General features: G+C 42.8%; 18 protein-coding genes. 8 read left to right on the plus strand and 10 right to left on the minus strand.

The genetic code is table 11. From position 1 onward, the window contains the following. Positions 1-10: 10 nt before the first annotated feature. Positions 11-1,066, minus strand: coding sequence for a homocysteine S-methyltransferase family protein (locus KD147_RS10095; RefSeq protein ID WP_105199715.1), 1,056 nt, complete (start codon positions 1,064-1,066; stop codon positions 11-13). Next, on the minus strand, positions 1,056-2,003 hold the full coding sequence (locus KD147_RS10100) for a homoserine O-succinyltransferase (protein WP_212547760.1): 948 nt from the start codon (positions 2,001-2,003) through the stop codon (positions 1,056-1,058). Before KD147_RS10100 ends, KD147_RS10095 begins: the two co-directional genes overlap by 11 nt. Before the next feature lie 150 nt (positions 2,004-2,153). Between KD147_RS10100 and KD147_RS10105 the strand changes: the two genes are divergently transcribed. After that, positions 2,154-3,041, plus strand: coding sequence for a DMT family transporter (locus KD147_RS10105; protein WP_349304691.1), 888 nt, complete (start codon positions 2,154-2,156; stop codon positions 3,039-3,041). A 294-nt stretch (positions 3,042-3,335) separates the two neighbouring features. On the opposite strand, the gene KD147_RS10110 is transcribed toward KD147_RS10105, so the two are convergent. Together KD147_RS10110 and KD147_RS10115 are read right to left on the minus strand one after the other, a co-directional pair. Then, entirely contained in the window at positions 3,336-3,767 is a 432-nt protein-coding gene (locus KD147_RS10110) for an anaerobic carbon-monoxide dehydrogenase catalytic subunit (RefSeq protein WP_212547762.1), read from the minus strand. A 111-nt stretch (positions 3,768-3,878) separates the two neighbouring features. Beyond that, positions 3,879-4,529, minus strand: a complete 651-nt coding sequence (locus KD147_RS10115; RefSeq protein ID WP_212547763.1) for a response regulator transcription factor — start codon at positions 4,527-4,529, stop codon at positions 3,879-3,881. Between the two features lie 187 nt (positions 4,530-4,716). Between KD147_RS10115 and KD147_RS10120 the strand changes: the two genes are divergently transcribed. The 3 genes from KD147_RS10120 (at position 4,717) to KD147_RS10130 (ending at position 8,399) form a co-directional block, all read left to right on the plus strand. Further along, complete coding sequence (locus tag KD147_RS10120; RefSeq protein WP_212547764.1) at positions 4,717-6,363, plus strand: MASE1 domain-containing protein; 1,647 nt, start codon at positions 4,717-4,719, stop codon at positions 6,361-6,363. A gap of 150 nt (positions 6,364-6,513) precedes the next feature. After that, entirely contained in the window at positions 6,514-7,668 is a 1,155-nt protein-coding gene (locus tag KD147_RS10125; RefSeq protein ID WP_212547765.1) for a hypothetical protein, read from the plus strand. 68 nt (positions 7,669-7,736) lie between these two features. Next, a complete protein-coding gene (locus KD147_RS10130) occupies positions 7,737-8,399 on the plus strand; it encodes a hypothetical protein (protein ID WP_212547766.1) in 663 nt (220 codons plus the stop codon). Positions 8,400-8,448: 49 nt separating this feature from the next. On the opposite strand, the gene KD147_RS10135 is transcribed toward KD147_RS10130, so the two are convergent. Further along, entirely contained in the window at positions 8,449-8,757 is a 309-nt protein-coding gene (locus KD147_RS10135) for a DUF6626 family protein (protein ID WP_212547767.1), read from the minus strand. A 227-nt stretch (positions 8,758-8,984) separates the two neighbouring features. On the opposite strand from KD147_RS10135, the gene KD147_RS10140 reads away from it, so the two are divergent. Beyond that, entirely contained in the window at positions 8,985-9,506 is a 522-nt protein-coding gene (locus KD147_RS10140; protein WP_212547768.1) for a hypothetical protein, read from the plus strand. Between the two features lie 338 nt (positions 9,507-9,844). Here the strand turns inward: KD147_RS10140 and KD147_RS10145 are convergent, their stop codons facing one another. After that, a complete protein-coding gene (locus tag KD147_RS10145) occupies positions 9,845-12,439 on the minus strand; it encodes a DEAD/DEAH box helicase (RefSeq protein WP_212547769.1) in 2,595 nt (864 codons plus the stop codon). A gap of 5 nt (positions 12,440-12,444) precedes the next feature. After that, positions 12,445-13,392 carry a Hachiman antiphage defense system protein HamA gene (locus KD147_RS10150; RefSeq protein WP_212547770.1) on the minus strand — a complete coding sequence of 316 codons (948 nt, stop codon included), beginning with the start codon at positions 13,390-13,392 and terminating at the stop codon, positions 12,445-12,447. Positions 13,393-13,940: 548 nt separating this feature from the next. On the opposite strand from KD147_RS10150, the gene KD147_RS10155 reads away from it, so the two are divergent. Beyond that, positions 13,941-14,528: a hypothetical protein gene (locus tag KD147_RS10155; RefSeq protein WP_212547771.1), complete on the plus strand. Its 588-nt coding sequence runs from the start codon at positions 13,941-13,943 to the stop codon at positions 14,526-14,528. 92 nt (positions 14,529-14,620) lie between these two features. On the opposite strand, the gene KD147_RS10160 is transcribed toward KD147_RS10155, so the two are convergent. Beyond that, entirely contained in the window at positions 14,621-15,193 is a 573-nt protein-coding gene (locus KD147_RS10160; RefSeq protein ID WP_212547772.1) for a tyrosine-type recombinase/integrase, read from the minus strand. Between the two features lie 191 nt (positions 15,194-15,384). Between KD147_RS10160 and KD147_RS10165 the strand changes: the two genes are divergently transcribed. Next, positions 15,385-15,672: a hypothetical protein gene (locus tag KD147_RS10165; RefSeq protein WP_212547773.1), complete on the plus strand. Its 288-nt coding sequence runs from the start codon at positions 15,385-15,387 to the stop codon at positions 15,670-15,672. Positions 15,673-15,802: 130 nt separating this feature from the next. Here the strand turns inward: KD147_RS10165 and KD147_RS10170 are convergent, their stop codons facing one another. Together KD147_RS10170 and KD147_RS10175 are read right to left on the minus strand one after the other, a co-directional pair. Further along, positions 15,803-16,705 carry a hypothetical protein gene (locus KD147_RS10170; protein WP_212547774.1) on the minus strand — a complete coding sequence of 301 codons (903 nt, stop codon included), beginning with the start codon at positions 16,703-16,705 and terminating at the stop codon, positions 15,803-15,805. A 149-nt stretch (positions 16,706-16,854) separates the two neighbouring features. Beyond that, positions 16,855-18,585, minus strand: a complete 1,731-nt coding sequence (locus KD147_RS10175; protein ID WP_212547775.1) for a recombinase family protein — start codon at positions 18,583-18,585, stop codon at positions 16,855-16,857. Between the two features lie 17 nt (positions 18,586-18,602). Here KD147_RS10175 and ettA point away from each other — a divergent pair, with 17 nt between their 5' ends. Next, complete coding sequence (gene ettA / locus KD147_RS10180) at positions 18,603-20,279, plus strand: energy-dependent translational throttle protein EttA (protein ID WP_212547776.1); 1,677 nt, start codon at positions 18,603-18,605, stop codon at positions 20,277-20,279. Positions 20,280-20,294: the final 15 nt, after the last annotated feature.

Here is a 20,294-nt window from a genome sequence, read left to right on the forward strand (position 1 = left end):
CTAAGGCCCCTTAATTCAAGTTACAGGCTTCAAGGCCACTGAGACGCATGCGCACCGGCAGCTCGGGGAGTGCTCGTGGTGCGGTGTTCTTTAAGCCGTCGCTAAATGCTTTGATGTGCTCGGGCGTGGTACCACAGCAACCACCGACAATATTGATAAAGCCCTGCTCGCCCCAGTCGATGATCTCCTGAGCCATTTCTTCGGCTTCCAGGTCGTACTCGCCGAACTCGTTAGGCAAACCGGCATTGGGGTGCACCGAGGTAAAGGTTTCGCAGACGGTGGATAACTCCTCCACGTATTGGCGCAGCAGATCCGGGCCTAAGGCGCAGTTAAGGCCGATGGAAAGCGGCTTAATATGACGAATGGAGTTATAAAAGGCCTCGGTGGTTTGCCCCGACAGGGTGCGGCCCGAGGCATCGGTGATGGTGCCGGAGATCATCACAGGCAAACTGGTGCCAGCCTGCTCGAAGGCCTCTTCCACAGCAAAGGCCGCCGCCTTGGCATTGAGGGTATCAAAAATGGTTTCGATCAAGATCAGGTCGGCACCGCCTTCCATCAGCGCCAAAGTCGACTCGATATAGGCCTCAACCAGTTTATCGAAGGTAATATTACGATAACCCGGGTCGTTCACGTCCGGCGAGATGGAGCAGGTCTTGGACGTGGGCCCAAGCACACCGGCCACATAACGCGGTTTATTCGGCTCTTTGGCGGTAAATTCATCGGCCACCTTGCGGGCTAAGCGCGCCGACTCGAGATTAATCTCGCGGCTAAGGCTTGCCATGTCGTAGTCTTCCATGGAAATGGTGGTGGCGTTAAAGGTGTTGGTTTCAATGATATCCGCACCGGCCTCAAGGTATTCGCGATGGATTTGCGCGATCACCTCGGGTTGCGTCAGGCTTAACAGGTCGTTGTTGCCCTTCACCAGCACATGCCAGTCTTTAAAGCGCTCGCCGCGATAGTCGTTTTCCTCAAACTTATGTTTTTGGATCATGGTGCCCATGGCGCCATCGAGAATTAAAATACGCTGCTTGAGGGCCGCTTCGAGGGCGTGACGTTTATTCGGCATAATTATCTGTCCTTACATCCTGGCTCACCAGATTAATATCATAGGGCGTGGTTTGATACACGTAGTAGTTTAGCCAATTGGAAAATAACAAGAAGGCATGGCTTTGCCAGGTTTTCGACGGTTTTAGCGCCGGGTTATCCTCGGGAAAATAGTTTTTCGGCTTAGCCACATCCAGGCCCTTGTCGACATCCCGTTGATACTCTTTTTGCAAGGTATCGGCGTCGTATTCCGGGTGCCCGGTCAGGTACACCTGCGAACCGCTTTGGTTTTTAAGTAAGTAGGCACCCACTTCCTCGGAGCCTGCAAGCACCACCAGCTCTTCACGTTCGGCAATTTTATTGATATCGATATGACCATAACGGGAATGCGGCACTAAAAAGCGATCGTCAAAACCACGGGTGAGCGCGCCATGGTCGAAATAACACTGGTGCTCAAACACCCCACATAATTTGTTGGCCTGGAGTTCGCGTTTCAGGCCATGATGATGGAACAAACCTGCGTGAGCCGCCCAGCAGCTAAACAGGGTGGAGGTAACATGGTGCTCGGCCCACTCGAAAAACTCCTGTAATTCCTGCCAATAGCCCACCTCATCGTACTCAAGATGAGCCAGCGGCGCGCCGGTGATGATCACGGCATCATAGTTAGTGTCTTTCACATCGCTGAAATAGCGATAAAACATGTCCAGGTGCTGCTCGGAGTTGGCGCTGGATCTATGGGTATCAAGACGCAGTAAGTCTACATTGACCTGCAAGGGGGTATTGGCCAGCAGGCGAATAAACTGCACTTCCGTTTCCACCTTATTCGGCATCAGGTTCAATATGGCCAAACGCATGGGCCTGATCTCCTGTGTGCTGGCACGACTTTTTGGCATCACAAAGACATTTTCTTGGCGCAATTGCGAAATCGCCGGCAACGCATCCTGAACCGTAATAGGCATAGTCAACTCCAATGCAAATACTAGAAGGGCTATTATGACCGTCGCGCTGGAAATATCAACCTCTAGATGTTTAGACGTCTATATAAATTTTACAGCGCGCTTCTCCCTTGCCATAATGCCGCGCGTCGAAATAAGTATAAGGGGCTCAAGGTGGGATTAGGAGAATTAGCGGCAATCAGTGCCGCCATAGTTTGGGCGTTTTCTACCCTGCTCTACAAAACCTTTAGCCATCACCTTTCGCCCTTACAGCTCAATGTCAGTAAAGGCTTACTTGCCTCGCTGATGATGGTCGCAGCCATTGTTATCACCGCAGACTCTAACATCCCCCAACAAGTCGCCGCCTGGGGTTGGTTGATTGCCGGCGGCATTATTGGTATCGCCATCGGCGACAGCGCCTACTTTGGCGCCCTGCGCAATATAGGTCCGGCGCGTACTCTGGTCATAGAGTCTCTGGCCCCCGCCTTGGCGGGCATACTCAATATCCTGTTGCTGGGACACTACCTGTCCACACTGGCCTGGGTCGGTATCATCGTCACCACGGTCGGAGTGGTGATTGCCATTCGGCCACAGCATGCCTTACCCAATGTTGATAAGCGTCACTACTTTATCGGCGTGTCCTTGGCGCTGCTGGCGGCGCTGTGCCAAGCCACCGGCATGGTAATGTCCAAAGGAGCAATGAACCTCGAGTCCATGAGTAGTTTGTGGGCGGCGATGATACGTCTGGTCTCGGGCACCCTCACCGTGGCCTTGGTGGTGGCGCTGGTCAAACACTCGGACCTGTATCAGGCAATCCGCCTTAAAGGCATAGATAAGAAGCATTGGTTATTAGTAGCGGTATTCTTCGGCACCTTTATCGGCCTGTGGCTGCAATTAGCCTCGGTAAAATACACCGACCCTGCCATAGCGCAAACCCTCTTTGCCACCGCCCCGTTAATGGTGATGACCTTCGGCTTTTTTAAACGCGAGCCGGTGAGCGCAAACATGATCCTTGGCGGTATTTTAGCCCTGGCCGGCGTCGGTATTTTGCTGGCAAATTAGACGGCTAAAAACGCGGCCTTTCGTTGACGCTTTTACCCTAGAGACTCTACAATAGCGGCTGATAATTTTAGTCATATTGCAAAGGCTCCTTTCATGGTTTTACCTGATAAGTTTATTTTCTCGATGAGTCGAGTGTCTAAGGTTGTGCCACCAAAGCGCACACTTTAGGAAGCTAAGTAAACATTTAAAAATAAACTGCGATTTTTCACTTAGCCCTTTGTTTTAATTGTTATTTTTAATTTTTTCATTAAAGACCGCCATTTGTTAGATAGCGGCACTGACTCGACTTGCATATTACTTTTTCTGTGAGTGCTGCTTGATATCCATCAGCTGCGCGTCAAGCTCTCCAGCTTTTACGGCATCAATCACAGTGTCTATCACTACCAACAGCTGATCTTTAGCGCCAACAGAAATCGCAAACTTGCTCTTTGCAAGCTCTAAAGCTTTATTGCCGTATCTCACTTCAAAAAAGTAATCACCTTTAAGGCTATAAAACCATGGACGTACCTTCCTTACCTGCTTTACCTTAGTTTTGTTCCCCTGCTCGTCAGTTTGGAGCTTTTCTCTGTACACGGTAAAAACTTCATTCTCTAATTCACATCGAGCAAACTCTCGCTGCTCTTCAAGACGTGTAATCAGCTTATTTTGCCGCAGCACGACAGGATCTTTAAGGTTGGAAATTGGGCTAGCGGTAATATTCAGTGTGCTTAATAGAGCTTTGGTCATCTCGGACTCCTTTGGTTGGTATTTGTGCAAGCTTAATGTCTAACCGTGGGATAGAGCGACCTCATTCAGGCTTTTGGTAGTAAAAAGCCATCTATTCTCAATGCATTACGATTATTCCTTTAACAGTTCTTCGAATTTTATAGAGTGGCTTTTGATCGCCATTTTAAGCAACTCGTATGATTCTGTTATCTGTAATTTGTCATAGATATTGCTTTTATGGGCATGTACTGTTTTCGCGGCAATATTCAATTCCTTAGATACTGAAGTAACCGAGTATCCAATTGCCAAAAGGTTAAAAACGTCCCTTTCCCGCTTCGTTAACAGTTGCATCTTAGTAGCAGCAGTACTGTTTAAGTTGAAACGGATGTTTTTAATGATGTCGGAACCTAAATAACTACCACCACTTAGGGTATTGCTAATTGCCTCAAGGATTTCATCAGATGCATATTGCTTTGATAAGTAAGCGTCAGCCCCGAGGTTAATTGCTTCGCTGACATATGGGTCGTTGTCGTACATGCTGACAACGATTACCTTTGCCTTGGGCGAGAAATGCTTAATCAGTGGAATGAGTTCTAATCCGTTTTTATCCGGTAGAGATATGTCGATAATGGCAACATCAAATGTGCTTTGCGCAATGACTGATTCGGCTTGTGAAAAACTGGAAGCTTCTAAGGTAACCGTATAAGAGTCATTCAACTCCAGTAAGCGTTTGAAACCTTCCCTTACGATAGAGTGATCGTCTACTAATGCTATCTGGACCATCAGTTCTAACAAATCCTTGTACGTTAAAACTTCTATTAAAGCGCATACATACGAGCAAAACAATCTGAATTGCTCTACGGTGCGATTGGCTTTATTGTAGTACCCCCGTCTTCACTTATAGCTCATTCGAGAGCAGGACATACTGAACGCGGTTCTAAGTTCCTGGCAACATTCAGGTAAGTTGGACTTGCGCAAGCAACAAGGACGATTCGCACAACAAATGAAAAATATTAGTTACAGATATCTTAGCCTTTCCGTGATTATCTCGGTTAGCTATTCAATGCTTTGGTATCACTCTTGGTACTTACCTGTAAACTTTGCAGTGATCGACAATACTGCGAGTTGGTTTCTGCCCGCAGGCTACCGTCTTGCAGCCTTTTTATTTGCCCCACGAAAATATTGGCTCGCTATAATTATTGGGGAATGGAGTGCTATCAGGCTAATAACCGCCCAACGCGGTGAGATTGATATTCTAAGCGATATGATCGCAACTACGCTTCCGGCGTTAATCTATTTATGCGCCGCACATCTGTATTTAAAGGTTTATAAAACGCCCTCATTAAAAACCACGAAACAGGCGACTGGTTTACTATTAGGTAGCGTTCTTTCTGCAACTTTCACATCGGCAATTCTGAGTACGAGCATGATATACCACGGTGAGCTTGCAACGATCCCATCAAGTGAATTGTTCACTCAAAAGCATGTACTCAACATCATGGCATTTGCATTTGGTGATATCATCGGCGTACTCCTCATTTTGCCGCCAGTGATCCTATTCTTTGAGTATTTTCGTAGCGAAAAAAACCCCATTCGACAAATCAGCTTCTCTCTGACTTTTCAGCTTCTCATCGCACTGATTTTTGCTTTTGCTGTCGTCACTAACCTTCACCAAATCCCTTTGTACTACGTCAAGATTCTTTCTGTGACGTTAGTCATTGCTTCAACTCACAAATGGGGTTGGAAAGGCGCGGTGCTAAGCGTACTTATCATGTGCATTCTTATCGTATATACATCACTGCTATCGACTGAGGCTATCTCCGTCATTGAAAACCAAGTCTACTTAATCACAATCGCATTTACCTCCCTCGTTCTGGGGGCATCCATTACCGAGCAAAGCAATTTAAATCAGCAATTACAAAAGCAGAACTCGGTACTTAACCACCTGAATAACAGTTACAAACAACAAGCCAAAAAAAATCAGCAGTTAGCTGCAAAGGTTGTTGAGATTCAAGAAAAAGAGCGCAAGAAAATTTCAACAGAACTCCACGATGACATTGGACAAACGCTGACAGCGATAAGGACTGAAATAACCATATTAGAGCATGTAACGAACGATGAGAAAGTACGTCTGTCTGCGTCGCATTTGCGAGAGCTATCAAATAAAGTTTATAACGTGACCCGTAACTTAATCACATTGCTGCACCCAAGGGAACTGGATGAATTAGGGTTGGAAAAAGCATTGAAAAGCAAACTGTTAACCCAATTGCTTAGTCTTGCTCAGGTAAATTACCACTTGAATATCGAAAGCGATCTAACGGCTTTGTCTGACGAAAAAAAAATCGCCGTTTACCGCATCGTTCAAGAATCCTTTAACAACATTGTTAAACATGCCGATGCAAATAACGTATACGTTGATATTTCAATTCACCAGCACCAACTAGCACTATCCATCAAGGATGACGGCAAAGGCTTTGAAGCTGATAACAAAGCATTGTGGAACGACCGATTTGGCCTACTGGGTATCGAAGAAAGAGCTTTAGCATTGAAAGGAAACCTCTGTATCAAAAGCTCTGCGCAAGGAACAAACCTCCAGCTAAGCATCCCAATTTCCTAGGAATTATTCCTAGCCAGACTAGGAATTTCGGGGCTTCATTTAGTAGCATCAAGCTGTGAAAATAATAACCAATTTATGTTTGAAAAAATAAATTTTAAAAACTTTTCAATTGGTTATGCAACGCCTACTGAATGCACAGGGAGATATAATATGAAGAAGCTTTTACTGGCAAGTGCAATTACCCTTGCTCTTACCGGCTGCGGTGGCGGTACAAATTCAAAAACAACCCCGCCTGTTGAGTTACCCCCAACCACTCCCCCACCAGTTACAGTTACTCCCACGCCACAAGAAGTTTTTTCAGCGATTGCAGAAACAGTGGACGGCAGTAATTATCAGTATGCTCGATTCGACATAGTCGGTGATTCCAAAATGATCATTTATCGTGCGACAAATCTGAACACCATTACTAACGGTGTGACTGATGCTGATATAGAAAACGCTGTCCTAGTCGATTACAGCGACCCGAACAACATTCAGACAACGAATATGGGTATAGGAACCATTGCACGCGGCACTGTGGTTGCGGACTTTGACGGCGATAGTGTTAATGATTACTACGCATACAGCCATGGTCACGAATTCGGGGCTGGTGAAAATCACGCTTCGGAAGGTAACAATATTGTCTACCTAAGCTCACTTCAATACCAAGGTAAAGTCGTTGGCAATGGATATACTCACGGAGCTTGCGCCGGTGACTTTAACAGCGATACTTTTGTCGATATCCTTGATGTAAATGTATACCGCAGCAGCCCATTAGTACGTTACAACGATGGCAACGGTAACTTCACAGCTTACGATACGCCACTTGAACTCCGTGAACCGATACAAGAAAACTTCACTTCATGCGTAGCAATTGATACTAACAACGATACCATCGACGATGTGGTGCTTGGTCGTAATGCAGATAACAACCAAGATGTAAACGGCCATACAGTATTGCTTGGTGGAACCGATAGCCTCACATTCGGCTACGAAACAGACGTTATACCATATGATCACGCTGTTCCTGATGGGGCACCTTCTACACTAAAAATGTTTAATGTAAGCGACCATTATGTGATTGCGTTGGTGTCAGACTACCGTACCGATTGGGCTGACTTACTTGAAGTAACAGATAATGGACTGTTGTTGATAGACTCGGTTACGCTTAGCTCCGATGCTACATCACACGATGCAGAGTTGATTTATGGTGAAATGGTCATATTCAACTCACATACATCAACATTGGAAAACTACTATACGGAAGCGGTATCTCATATATCGATAGTAGATAGCAAACTAGTAGAAGCTATCAAAACCCGTTAATCATTACCATAATGACTGGCTATCGAACGCCTTTCATTGAATATAAGTTAACAAATCGAGTAACCAACATGAGATTAGTTCTATTCGCAACATTCGCTGTAATTGCATTAACTGGGTGCCAGATCACTACCGGCCCTTACTCTGAGCAAGTTTATAAAGATGGAGTGTACGAGTTCAAAAACGATTATACAGGAACTCATAAAATGGACTTGTATCTGAGTCCAAACAACAAAAATTTCATAGGTGAGTACGAGTTAAACAATAACACACCTTATAATGTGCAATACAATGAAGAGTTTGTATGTTTTGGAGAGAACGGTAAGTTTTTACCGTACAACTCAGAACGATATCTGCCTAGTGATAATAATTGTTACCGCATTGAAGAACGACATCATAAAATGATTATATCATCTGAAGAATATCAAATAAATTTAGCCAAACGTGAAGCAAAGCGTAAAGCAAAAGAAGAAGCTGAAAAAGCGAAACGAGCTAAATATGCAAACGTGAAGTTTGATACATTTAAGCCAGCTGACCCAACCGACCATTACTGCAAAACACTAGCTAACAACGCACAAACTATATATCAAAACAGAATGCGTATAACCCATATCGATGCGATACGCGCCGCTTCAACAGCTCACTACCAAATGATAATTAATGCTATCTACTATCGAGGCTATGTACCAAATAAAGATGCTGACCTGCGAGACTGTTTATACTATTCGAAGTGAGCCCCTAATAGACCAATCAAAGGGTGCTAGAGGCTCAAATAAAAGATCGTCAAATGACTTTTTGCACCCTATTTTTACAAAATTCGTTAATACTAAATCGCACCTGCTCCGCTAACCACAACAATTTATCTCTCACGCTCAATACCGCAAGATGCTCTTTACTGTTAAGCAAAGCAGCAAGCCATTTAAGCGCATATTCCAGTGTTGACAATACACTGATACTAGGCTGCTCGTTACGGGCTAATATTACGCTGCTGTAATAGCTTTTGCTCATCCCTAAAAACTCAGAGCTAAATTGATATTTTGATTTGCATAAATTCATCGATTTCAACTGCAAATAAACGTTCTGTAATTGCATAGTTCCTCCTTTACACAGGGCTCTCATACCCTGTTTTAGCTATTTACCTAAATTTCGTTATTGCAGCAGCTAAAAGATTCGTTTCCTGAACGAACAGAATAAGTCTTATCTACCCATTCCTCGAAGCCTAATCGGACTCCAGTTAAAACAACGACTCTTGCACAGTTTTTCGCTACTGGAATAGCGAATAAAGATAAATAGATGCATGTATAAGTACGGAGAAATGCATGTATAAAAAAACACCAGCCAATTTGAAATTACAGCAAGAACTTATCGCACAAGTCACCCAAGCTAAGTTTGAACCTGATTTAGCTTTAAATTTAACGCTGTGCAGCGTACCTCTAAACGAACAAACCAACCTTCACGACAAGTCAGTCACAGAAAAACAGTTTGAAATACTGGAAGACAATTTTAAGCGATTCATGTGCCACTTAAACGAGAGTTGTTACGGCAGAAACTGGTACAGGCTGAAACAACGAAACCCTGATAAAAGCGTGCAAATAATCGCCTTTATTGAAGTCAAAAATCATCAGTTTCATTTCCACGGCGCAGCGCAAACGCCACCCCACATAGCCCAAAACGACTTTGAAAATCAGATTTTAGAACATTGGGCTAAAACAAAATATGGTAGCAAGCATGAGAATCTTGTAGAACCGATTTATGACGTTAACGGATGGCTTAGCTACATCACTAAAGACTTACAAAAACACAATAACCTAGGCTACGTTTCCTACTCCAATTTTCGCTAAGCTCGCTGCTGAAGCATACTTCCTACGACAAGGCGAAAATTCACAAGATGAACTGTTTTTACTGAACTTGATGTTTAGTAGCGAAGCGTGTCTGTTTCACAATGATTAGTAAGCAAGTCAAAGATTACAATTATTTGGTTAAATAGCCCTTAAAAAGAAAGCAATGATACAAAAAGACAGATATGCGCAGTTTACGAAGCCTATCTGTCTTGCAGTAGCACTTGGCTGGCTTGCTAGACAGGCAGTGAATCATACTAGTTAAAGCTTAAACTGAACCTCAAGCTACTAAATGCCTTACGTTATGCCTTGTTCAATTAAGACGAGCATTATTTTGCTATCTAGTATCCCGCTTTCATCAAGTGCCTTTTAAAAATGTTTGGAAGTATTTCTTTGTTGATAGCAGCAAGCGCTTTTTCGGCAGAGGTATCCATTTTCTTGACCTTGTTAGAAATAGAAAGGGCTACAGACCTGTTAATTCCACAGCTCATCAATTCTAGAACAACAGGGTCGTAACTACCCAATTCAAGCATAGATGGTAGATTTAGAATGTAGGCATTCTCTTCGATTTCTTCTTCACTAAGGAAGTAGGAAATCATGTCAGACCACAGCATGAGGTACTTCACCGCAATAAAGGTTAAATTTTTACTGATGTGGGTGGTTATATTCCGCGCCGCTTTATCAACTGCATTTTCATCACGACTATTTTCGCCGATAAGATCAATAATAAAAAATTTGTGTTTCTTGCCAGACATCCAGCGATGTGCATCTCTTACAAGACGTCCGATATTAACATAATCGTCCTGGGAAAAACCGTTGCTATTGAGCTCATATTCGATATTGAAAATATCGTTTAGCCTTCTAAAAACGCTTAAGAATTGGTAGTAGTAGCTTTTTTCGGAGAAGGCAATATTCTCCGAATTTTCGCCTCCTTTGCTCATAGGTTTTCTACTAATGAGCCAATTGGCAACCCCTTCCCTCTCTAATGAGCAAAAGAGCTTATTCTGAAGCATAGGATCAATAAATGGGTTGTTTGCTATAAGTTCTTGTGGTATTGACATACCACAATACATTGATTCTAATTTACTAGTGAATTCTTCGATCTTTTTAGATGTAATTCCAGAAGTTGAAAGAATTCTATCAAAGTGACTTCTGTCTGTTTTAAAAATTGACCTTAAGTAAGACAGATTCCCATGGATATTTTTATCCCCAGTCATCTCACGAATCTGTTCACTAGACATATCAGCAATGACAGAAAGGTGATCTTCATTCTTCTTCAAGAAAAGATTTGAAGATGTATCAACCTTTTTGTTTACATCTGTTTCAAGCCTTTTGCTTCCCCACTCATCATCTACAACATCTATACAATAAATTTCTCCGTAGAGATTGGTGCTTGCCCTCCCTGCACGACCAAGAAGGTTTAAGAAATCAAAGTCAGGCATATCGTGCTTATCAACTTTGGGGCTTATTACAATAAGTCTATCTGCGGGCAGATTCACGCCTTGTAGCAAAGTGGATGTACAAACAATATTCTTGATAACCGATTCCGAATAGAGCTCCTCTACTTCTTGTCTCGCAATATCTGGAAGTCCCGCATGGTGATATGCAACTCCAAGCCTTAGGGTTCGTATGAGTGAATAATCTGGATGTACTTCTTCTGATAGAAAATCAATAAGATCTTTAACCCTAGAATCAGCTGCATCGATAATTTTTGAGTTCTTTGAGGCTATGACAGGGGCAATTTTGCTTGCCCATTTTTCTGCACTACTTTTCCTTGGTGCATAATAAATATTGTGCTCTTCTGGAGAAAACATATCTGCAATAACCTCTAGCGCTTCTCCTTTGTTTGTTTTTATCTTCGAGTATAGGGATTTTTTCAGCTTTATCTCGCCCGAGATAATTCTTTGAGTTGGACTAGAAATCTTATAACGGGCTACCTTTTTACTTGGATAGAAAGTGAGAGCAGAGCGAACCTGAAACACTGGAGAAGAGAGTGTTTGGTGGTCAATAATAGAGATATTACAAATTTTCTTAATGCTGTCGGAAAGTGAGCGTATAAATGGTCCAGCAACGACCAGCTGTGTAGAAGCCCAAGTAGAAATTACTCTATATAAAATGTTCTCAAAGACCACCCCCCTAGAACCAGCTTCAATATTATGTACTTCATCCATGAATATCAGTTCTGGTGGGGTAACATTTTTATCTTGTAGAAGCTTTAGGCTCCTCTCAGGTGTTAGCACATAGATCGTGGCTAGATCATCTTCTTCATTAGCTATGTAGGTTGTATATACGTGCGCCTTTTCATGGAGCTGGGTCTTCAGCACGTTACTCACTTGGTTTATCAGTGCTTTTGTGGGTACAATGAAAACTATATTCTTCGCGCCACCTTCCACCAGTTCGAGAATATATTTTTTAATGATGAAAGATTTGCCCGCTGATGTTGGGGCAGAGATCGCAATGTTCTCGCCAGAATTAAGAGACTCCCAGAGTTTTTTTTGAAACTCAGTAAAGAATATTTTTGTGTTATCGGAAAACTCGTGCTCTAGCGTAGCTCTGTGTGCTGCAAGCTCAAAATTTAGAAGCGTTCCATAATCACTGAGAGTGTTTTCTTTATGAAAGAGTCTGGGTATATGGCTGCTGGTAATCAGATTTCCAGCTCTTGACTGCAGGATATAGCACGCACGTTTGTATATTTCATTTTCTTTGTCGGTCAGATGAAGCAAAGCACCAAACGCATTAGCCATATTACGTTCTTTATCATCACCACTAAGAGCAGCTATCGAAGCGAGCCAAGTGGCTTTCTTTATTTCATCACTACCAAGATCAATTTGTACGCTATCTGTAATTTTGTCTTCGAGAAATAGCTTTTCCAATAGCTTGTCAAACACTCGAACAAAGTCTTCATGATTTGCCGCTTGAGAATATATCTGTGTCATATTATTTAGTTACCAGATGATACATAGTCTACTCCGTGAATTTCCCTGTAGAGCGCGTGTTTGAACTTGGATACATTAGTTAACGGCATAAGAAATACGTCGATGTATACCTTCCTGAGTTCTGAATAGTTATTTAACTTCTCACTGAGAAGTTTTTGTATCTCTTTTGACCTACCAGTTAGCCAGTCGCTAAACATCTGCTCTGCTTCATCTTTGTTCTTTGCACTTTCTTCGATCGAACTAATTTTACTGGATTCGAAAACAAGAAGGACTGGATGTGCTTTGATGCACCCCTTGTACTGTTCAGTTCCCGGGGTGAAAGCGTGATAAAGGCTTTCAGCATCATCTAGTGATGAGAAATTTTCTGAAATATTCGAACGAGCGATGAACATCTCATGACCTAGTTGGCCTGCACTATAGTTATCGTAAAATCTATTCAGTGATTCTAAGGCATCATCCATTGCACCTGCAGCCCCTTGATGAATCTTGGATTCCCCGATCAAAATAGCCAGCTCATCTTTGTAATCACCAAAAAAAATACCATCCCCACCTTTAACTTGGTCATTCGTATTAGTAATGAGAGATAGTTTATGGCTCACAAGAGGGGTATTGAGAAATTTCTCTGTCAAAAGATATAAGAGCAGTTCTCCGTACTTCCCATCCATATCTGGGTTTGTCTTTCCGAAAAATTTCATTGCTTTTTGGAATGGAGTTTTCCCTTCATCGCGAAGGTTTGCTAACTGTTTTTCATCAAAAACATAATGCTCTATTGATTGAGCCATAGCTTCAGTTAAAGAAAGGATTTCTTGTTGAGTACCTGAAAAGTCTAAGGAGAAGAATCGACAAACAGTTTTCTTATCCTCAAGAACAGAGTGAACGTTAAAATGATCATCAATCCATGAATGCTTGCCAGTTACAAGACTTGGCCAATTAATTGCCTTTAATTTATCCATATTGTTCGCTTAAGATATTTACGAGTACTAGCCCTTGCCTCGTTACAACAGAAAGTCTAATCGGTTACTTAGCGCGAACTCCCTGTTAAGGAGCTGTCCATAGCCAACTTTTTCTCGCGAATACATTTTTATTCACTAATAGCAATAAGCTATCAGGTGTTTTACCCATAAGCAATCGTGGGATCTTCTAAAAAACAAGCCGTTATTTACTCAAACCAAGATCAACAACTAGCGCAGAGACAACTAACTGATTTTATTGTGCTTGAATTAAGAAAGGGTCAGTTCGTGCGCCCATGCTTCTGACTGCTAAAAATGATACGGAAAGCTCATCCGCGATTGACAGAGTTACTTTTTGTGGTACGATATTTGCCTGTTGGTCATTTATTAACTTTGACTTACTACAAAACGATCATTTACCGAATGCCTCTACAAGCAGCGGAAACCTACATATAGGTTTTAATTTTCTCTTGTGCCTCTTCAAAAAGAATCAAATGCATTGAACTTAAAACTTAAGTTTTGCTTTTTATTAATTTTTAAAAGGTACAAATATGAAAATATTTTTATTAAACGATTTAAATTCCGCCTTACGCACATCCGTTAAAATCACACGCTCATTCAATGTTGATAATAGCTACGACTGCCATCAATTTAACCTTGAATTTGAGCCTGTTCAAAGCAAAGTGGTTGCTCAAATTTCATCAATCCTAGCTTTTGGTTTCTTAGCTATTGAAAGAAATTTCTTTGACTGCACCTCGAACCCGACACTAAACGAACTTATAAAGAACAAACCAGATCCATACGAAGTATGCTCTAGTGTTTTAGATAATGTACTTAAAGATCTTGCAAGCAATATCAGCGCATCAGGCTCCATTAGCACGAAAGAAGCATTGGAAGATTATTGTGACGAGATATCGTGGGATGCCTGTTTGATACTTGCTATCAACGACTACGAATACAAATTCAAGATCTGCATCGACTACCCAGATTTTTCAACCAGCCCCAAGCAGATTGCCAGCAAATCCAACATAAGTATTGAGTTGAATGAAGTAAAGGTTCTTTCTGCTACAGATCCGAACAGCGATTGCATCACGGCTTTAAGCCAACTTCACTCTTGCCTAGTTTGCTTATTCGAGTAAACGACGGGGTATCAGATCTAAGATTGGCAATGTAAAGCTGCCAATCTTACAGCAAAAAGCCTTGGCTTTACCCAATAGCAATTGCTACATCCTCATACCAATTCAACAGCCGCTTTCAGCATAGCATCATTAACATCAATATAGCGCTGCGTTGTACTCAAATTCTGATGCTCAGCCAAAGTCATCAACACCTTAGCTGATACGCCACGATGAGCCAGGTTAGTAATAAATGTTCTACGTCCGCTGTGACTTGATGCGCCGTTAATGCCCGCTGCTGCATAAAGCTTTAAAAATACCTGACACAAAGAGTTACCTGAAAACGCTTTGCCTTTTTGAGATCGTATCAACGGCAGCTCAGGGTTTACAGACGATAGATTATTTTCACGGTAATAAAGCTCAAGTGCGGCAATCAGCTTTTTGTTAAACACAACGGTTCTGCTTTTTCGGCCTTTCGTTTGATTGGCACTAAGCATCACAAAATTATTGACCATCCCTGATTCACTGAACACATTGTTAATTTTTAAAGCTGCAATCTCTTTGACGCGCAACCCTGCAAAATACGACAAGCTCAGCGACATAACATTGCGACTAGCATGACGCCCTGCATTTGTAACAGCAACTACCCTTTTAAACTCTTGTTCACTTAATGTCTTAGCCTGCTTCATTGTATCCCTCTCAAAAATATCACTTTTTGTTGTTTTAAGTATATTTTCTGATGTTCCGCTTGGACGACCAAAAAAGATCTAGGCTTTAGACATTAAAAATCAATTGGTTAGCAAAAAATATAATCTTTCATATATTTGACTATATTTTTGAGTAGCGAGCTACCGGTGATAAATAAAGTAAAAGGAACACCATGCGCTTTTATGAATTGGATCCAAAGCACCGGCTTTACGAAACTGGCGATCTCAAAGAAGAATTTTATGCTGCGATTGCACCTACTTGGCGGCCTTACGACGATAGTTCGCGCCCACGCTTGACTTTACGCAAGTTAAGAGCTATGAGACGCCAGCGCGATAAAAATACAATTGCCGACATAGAGCACAAACAGCTAATAAGGCAAATGTATGGTCTCGATAACTGCGAATCACCTAAACAGCGTGACAGGCATGACTTGCTCAACGGAACTCGTGACGCTGGTTAAATAAGCCTTACATGGATTCATATTAGCTTTAAAGGCAGATCAGCAGAACCTAGCCAATTTGTAAACCGCGCCTCATGAAGGGCGATTTACACCAGCTATGTCGAGTCAGAAATTGAATTTAAAAGATAGGTTAGGAGCTAAGCCGCAAAGTAATAAACTCGGGATGTGGCTCTAAAAGAGTAAGGAAGGGTTTACCTGAGCTACGACTTTTATTGTACCAGCCATACAATAAAAACCAGCTACCATTTAATTCTTTACATGGGTCATCGTAAGAAAGCTTACACTTTGTTTTGAGGACTTTAAAAATGTCCTTTGGTATCTTTATTGATAGATCTAAGGAATCTTCACCTGTATTTAACCAAACTGTCCCATCAATACCTTCATTAGCATCCCAAATAGGCCCCCAAAAGAAGGTAGGGAATTTGCCTGGAGTTAACTTCTCCATATAGTTGGAGAATTTTTCAGTATTGTAAAATGCATTTCGAATCGGCTTTGGTACCCCAAAAACTTTGATATGGGCTGTACTTCGTGCAAATTGCGGATCTTCCTTTAAGGTCTTGAGTAGTGTACTTAAACGCCTAGACCATTCACTTTTACCTTCACCTGAAGCTTCACCATACTTACGGTATGCACCTCTTTTTTTCTTTTCGATATCGCTGTCGTCTTTTGGCTTGTGTGGATTTACCGGCTTCTCGCCTAACTCAAAGTTAAAATCGACAACGTAAACATCGCCTTCATTCTTTAAGGCTTGGACAGATTCATAACCTTGTGTACTGACCTTTTCACTCTCAGCGCTTCTTTCTGGACAGATAGATCCGTCAACTAATTGATGGACACTTCTACAATGCGGTGCTCGTCCATTGGACGAACGTGCCACATAGGCTGCTTTTTCGAAACAACCCGAGCAGTATAGTTTAGTTCTGACTCTTGCTAATTCAGTTCGTTCGAGTTTCTCTAGCCGTAAAGCACTGTAGTGGTTATCCTTGGGTTCCGTGTGCGGTGCGCCACTTTTAGAATAAATAACAACTTCCATTCAATTCCCTATAACTTGGTTTTAAATGCTTCAAGCTAAAGTCGATTAATAAATAGATTTCAGACCTGAGCACTACTTGTTTTTTAGTGCATATTACAACCAAACTACCATGGATTTAAGACCTGTTAGAACCCCAATGCGAACTTAATTTAATTCATTTGCTTATGTAATATGCCTTCATTGTCGCTTTTAGAAATCCAAGTTTCGGCTTTTGTATCAAACCAAATAGCTCGAAAATAGCCACTCTTAAATTTCAATCCATATATTATGACGGCACGGCTTTTACCTGTTCGCAACTCCAAATGTTCAATAATCTTCTTTGCATTACTGTCACCTTTCAGATTTTGCTTCATTTGGTTGAATTTGGCGGGTGAAAGCCAGTCACCATATCTATAGATAGTGATCCGTTCAACAAACCTTGGTAGTAAGTCTCGCAACTTCATGCGTATATCATCGGGTATGGAGTTGTCCTTTTGCATTTTTAGCAACTTAGCAAACTCTATTTCATCGGTTGTTTGAACGTGCGTATTGGCATCGATTTCCCGTTTAACGGCATCAAGCTGCACCTTCGCAACTGCCAACGAGTTTTCAAATTCGTTTTTGCGCTCTATATACCGCCCTTTTGAAATCTCTTCGTCGAGGTACAAATCTTCAATTTTAGTCAACTTTGACAGCAAGGTAGTTACTTGATTCTCTAATGAATTGACCTCAACATTCAGAGCTGTCATATCTGTCACACTGGGTTTGAAAATAGCGTCAAAGTTAATTTTATCTTTGCAAAATTCAATTATCACACGCTCTAAAAACCTTACGGGTGCAGAACCGCCAGGACAGATATCCCCACTAACTTCATTTTTAGCATACGCAGTACACCGAATCGCTGAGCGCCTACCTGTATTGAAATTTTGAATACCGCACTTAGAGCCACAATAACCGCAAAAACAAAGCCCTGAAAAAATATTAAGTGGGTGTTTATATCCGCCAGTCGTTCCTTTGGGTCGGTTTTTTCTAACCTCTTGGGCAAGATACCATTTCTCCTTGCTGACAACTGGAGGATAGTAGTCTGAGCGACGGGATTCGTTGTCTCTACCGATATTAAATATGCGCTCACCAATTACTGCGGGATTCACTAAAATTTTGGTGACGTAAGACTCTCGCCAGACGCGGTTAGTTTTATCTTTACGCCTATGATCAAATTCAGGCCATGGCTCTACATTTTTATTCAACCATGCCGTAATAGCAGTAGCGCCTTCCCCTTGAATGTACTTATCAAATATCACCTCAATTACTTCTTTACGGTCAGGCATTATTTCAAAACCGACAATTTTGGGTTTGTTCCCAGATGTGTCGTAAACTTTCTTTATCCAATTTGGTAGCGCGCCAACGGCAACAACTTCGCCCTTTGCTATTTTATTAGCATAGCTTGCTAGTGTTCGCTCTGATCTTGATTTTGATTCTTTATTCGCAGCTTCGGCTTTAGCTGCCGTTGCTATAAACCCACCAAAATCTCCAAGCATTTCACTGGTCAATGTTTCATTACTTGAGCTGTAGTGCAATTTGACGCCAGTATCCAGCAGCTCTTTCATCTTGCTTAGTGAGCCAAAAAAGTCTGTTCGACTAAAACGGGTCTGATCAAACATAACTATCACCGACCCTTTGGGATAAAGCCCAGCCTTAGCATTTTCGATGATGGTTGAAAGGTTATTACCTTTATAAGCAGAACCAACCTCAACAATATCGTCTAACCGCCTAAAGTTGTCGCTCTTCTGAAACCTTTCTATTGCTTGATTATTGACGTGCTTTTGGTTCTCTAAACCAGCTCCATCCGTTGACTGTTCGCTAGTCGAAACCCTACAATACGACAATATAATTTTTTGCATAATTAAAAGGTTCCTTCATGGTCTTACCAGATAAATTTATATTCTCGATGAGTAGAGTATCAAAGGTAATTTCTACTTCCAAACGCACCATCCTTAAAGACATTTCTCTACACTTTTTCCCTGGCGCAAAAATTGGTGTACTTGGTCTAAACGGCGCGGGTAAATCTACCCTGTTGCGCATCATGGCCGGCGTTGATAAAGATTTTGAAGGTGAGGCTCACCCTCAACCGGGCGTGAAAATTGGTTACCTGCCCCAGGAGCCTCAGCTTGATGAAAGCAAAACCGTGCGTGAAGTGGTTGAAGAAGCGGTCAGCGAAGTTAAAAACGCCCTGACTCGCCTTGATGAGGTATATGCCGAATACGCCATGGAAGACGCGGACTTTGACGCCTTAGCCAAAGAGCAAGGTGAACTCGAAGCCATTATCCAGGCCCATGACGGTCACAACTTGGACAACGCCCTGGAGCGTGCCGCCGATGCCCTGCGTTTACCTGCGTGGGATGCGAAAATTGAACACCTTTCCGGTGGTGAGCGTCGCCGTGTAGCGATTTGCCGTTTGCTACTTGAAAAGCCAGACATGCTTATTCTCGACGAACCAACCAACCACCTAGATGCAGAATCGGTAGCCTGGTTGGAGCGCTTCCTACACGATTACGAAGGCACAGTAGTGGCGGTAACCCACGACCGTTATTTCCTTGATAATGTAGCCGGTTGGATCCTTGAGCTTGACCGTGGTGAAGGTATTCCATGGGAAGGCAACTACTCGTCTTGGCTAGAGCAAAAAGATGCCCGTTTGCAACAAGAGCAAAAGGCAGAAAAAGCACGCCAGAAGTCGATTGCTCAAGAGCTTGAGTGGGTGCGTTCAAACCCTAAAGGTCGCCAAGCCAAGTCTAAGGCGCGTATGGCCCAGTTTGCCGAGCTACAGCAAAGCGATTACCAAAAGCGTAACGAAACGAACGAGCTGTTTATTCCACCGGGTCCACGCCTGGGCGATCAGGTTATCGAGGTTAAAGGTCTGAACAAGAGCTTTGGCGATCGCCAGTTGATCGACAACCTGGATTTCAACGTGCCTAAGGGTGCCATCGTCGGCATTATCGGTGCTAACGGTGCCGGTAAATCGACCCTGTTCAAAATGCTAAGCGGTGAAGAGCAGCCGGATAGCGGTGAAATCACTATCGGTGAAACCGTGGAGCTGGCCACCGTGGATCAGTTCCGTGGCAATATGGACGAAACCAAGACCGTATTCCAAGAAATCGCCGACGGCCAGGACGTGCTAAAAGTGGGTAACTTCGAGTTCCCAAGCCGTGCCTATGTGGGTCGCTTTAACTTTAAAGGCAACGACCAGCAGAAGTTTGTTAAAGACCTCTCTGGTGGCGAGCGCAACCGTTTACACCTTGCCAAACTGCTTAAGGCCGGCGGCAACGTCTTGCTACTGGATGAGCCTACCAACGACCTGGACGTAGAAACTCTGCGCGCCCTGGAGAATGCGATTCTAGAATTCCCGGGCTGTGTGATGGTAATTTCGCACGACCGTTGGTTCCTGGACCGCATCGCTACGCATATCCTGGATTACCGTGACGAAGGTCAGATCAACTTCTTCGATGGCAACTACACAGAGTACGAAGCCTGGTTGAAGAAAACGCTGGGCGCCGATGCGGCACAGCCCAAGCGTATTAAATATAAGAAAATTGGTTAATTAACCAATTGCAAA

This window comes from Pseudoalteromonas sp. BDTF-M6, assembly GCF_018334135.1.
GTDB lineage: Bacteria > Pseudomonadota > Gammaproteobacteria > Enterobacterales > Alteromonadaceae > Pseudoalteromonas.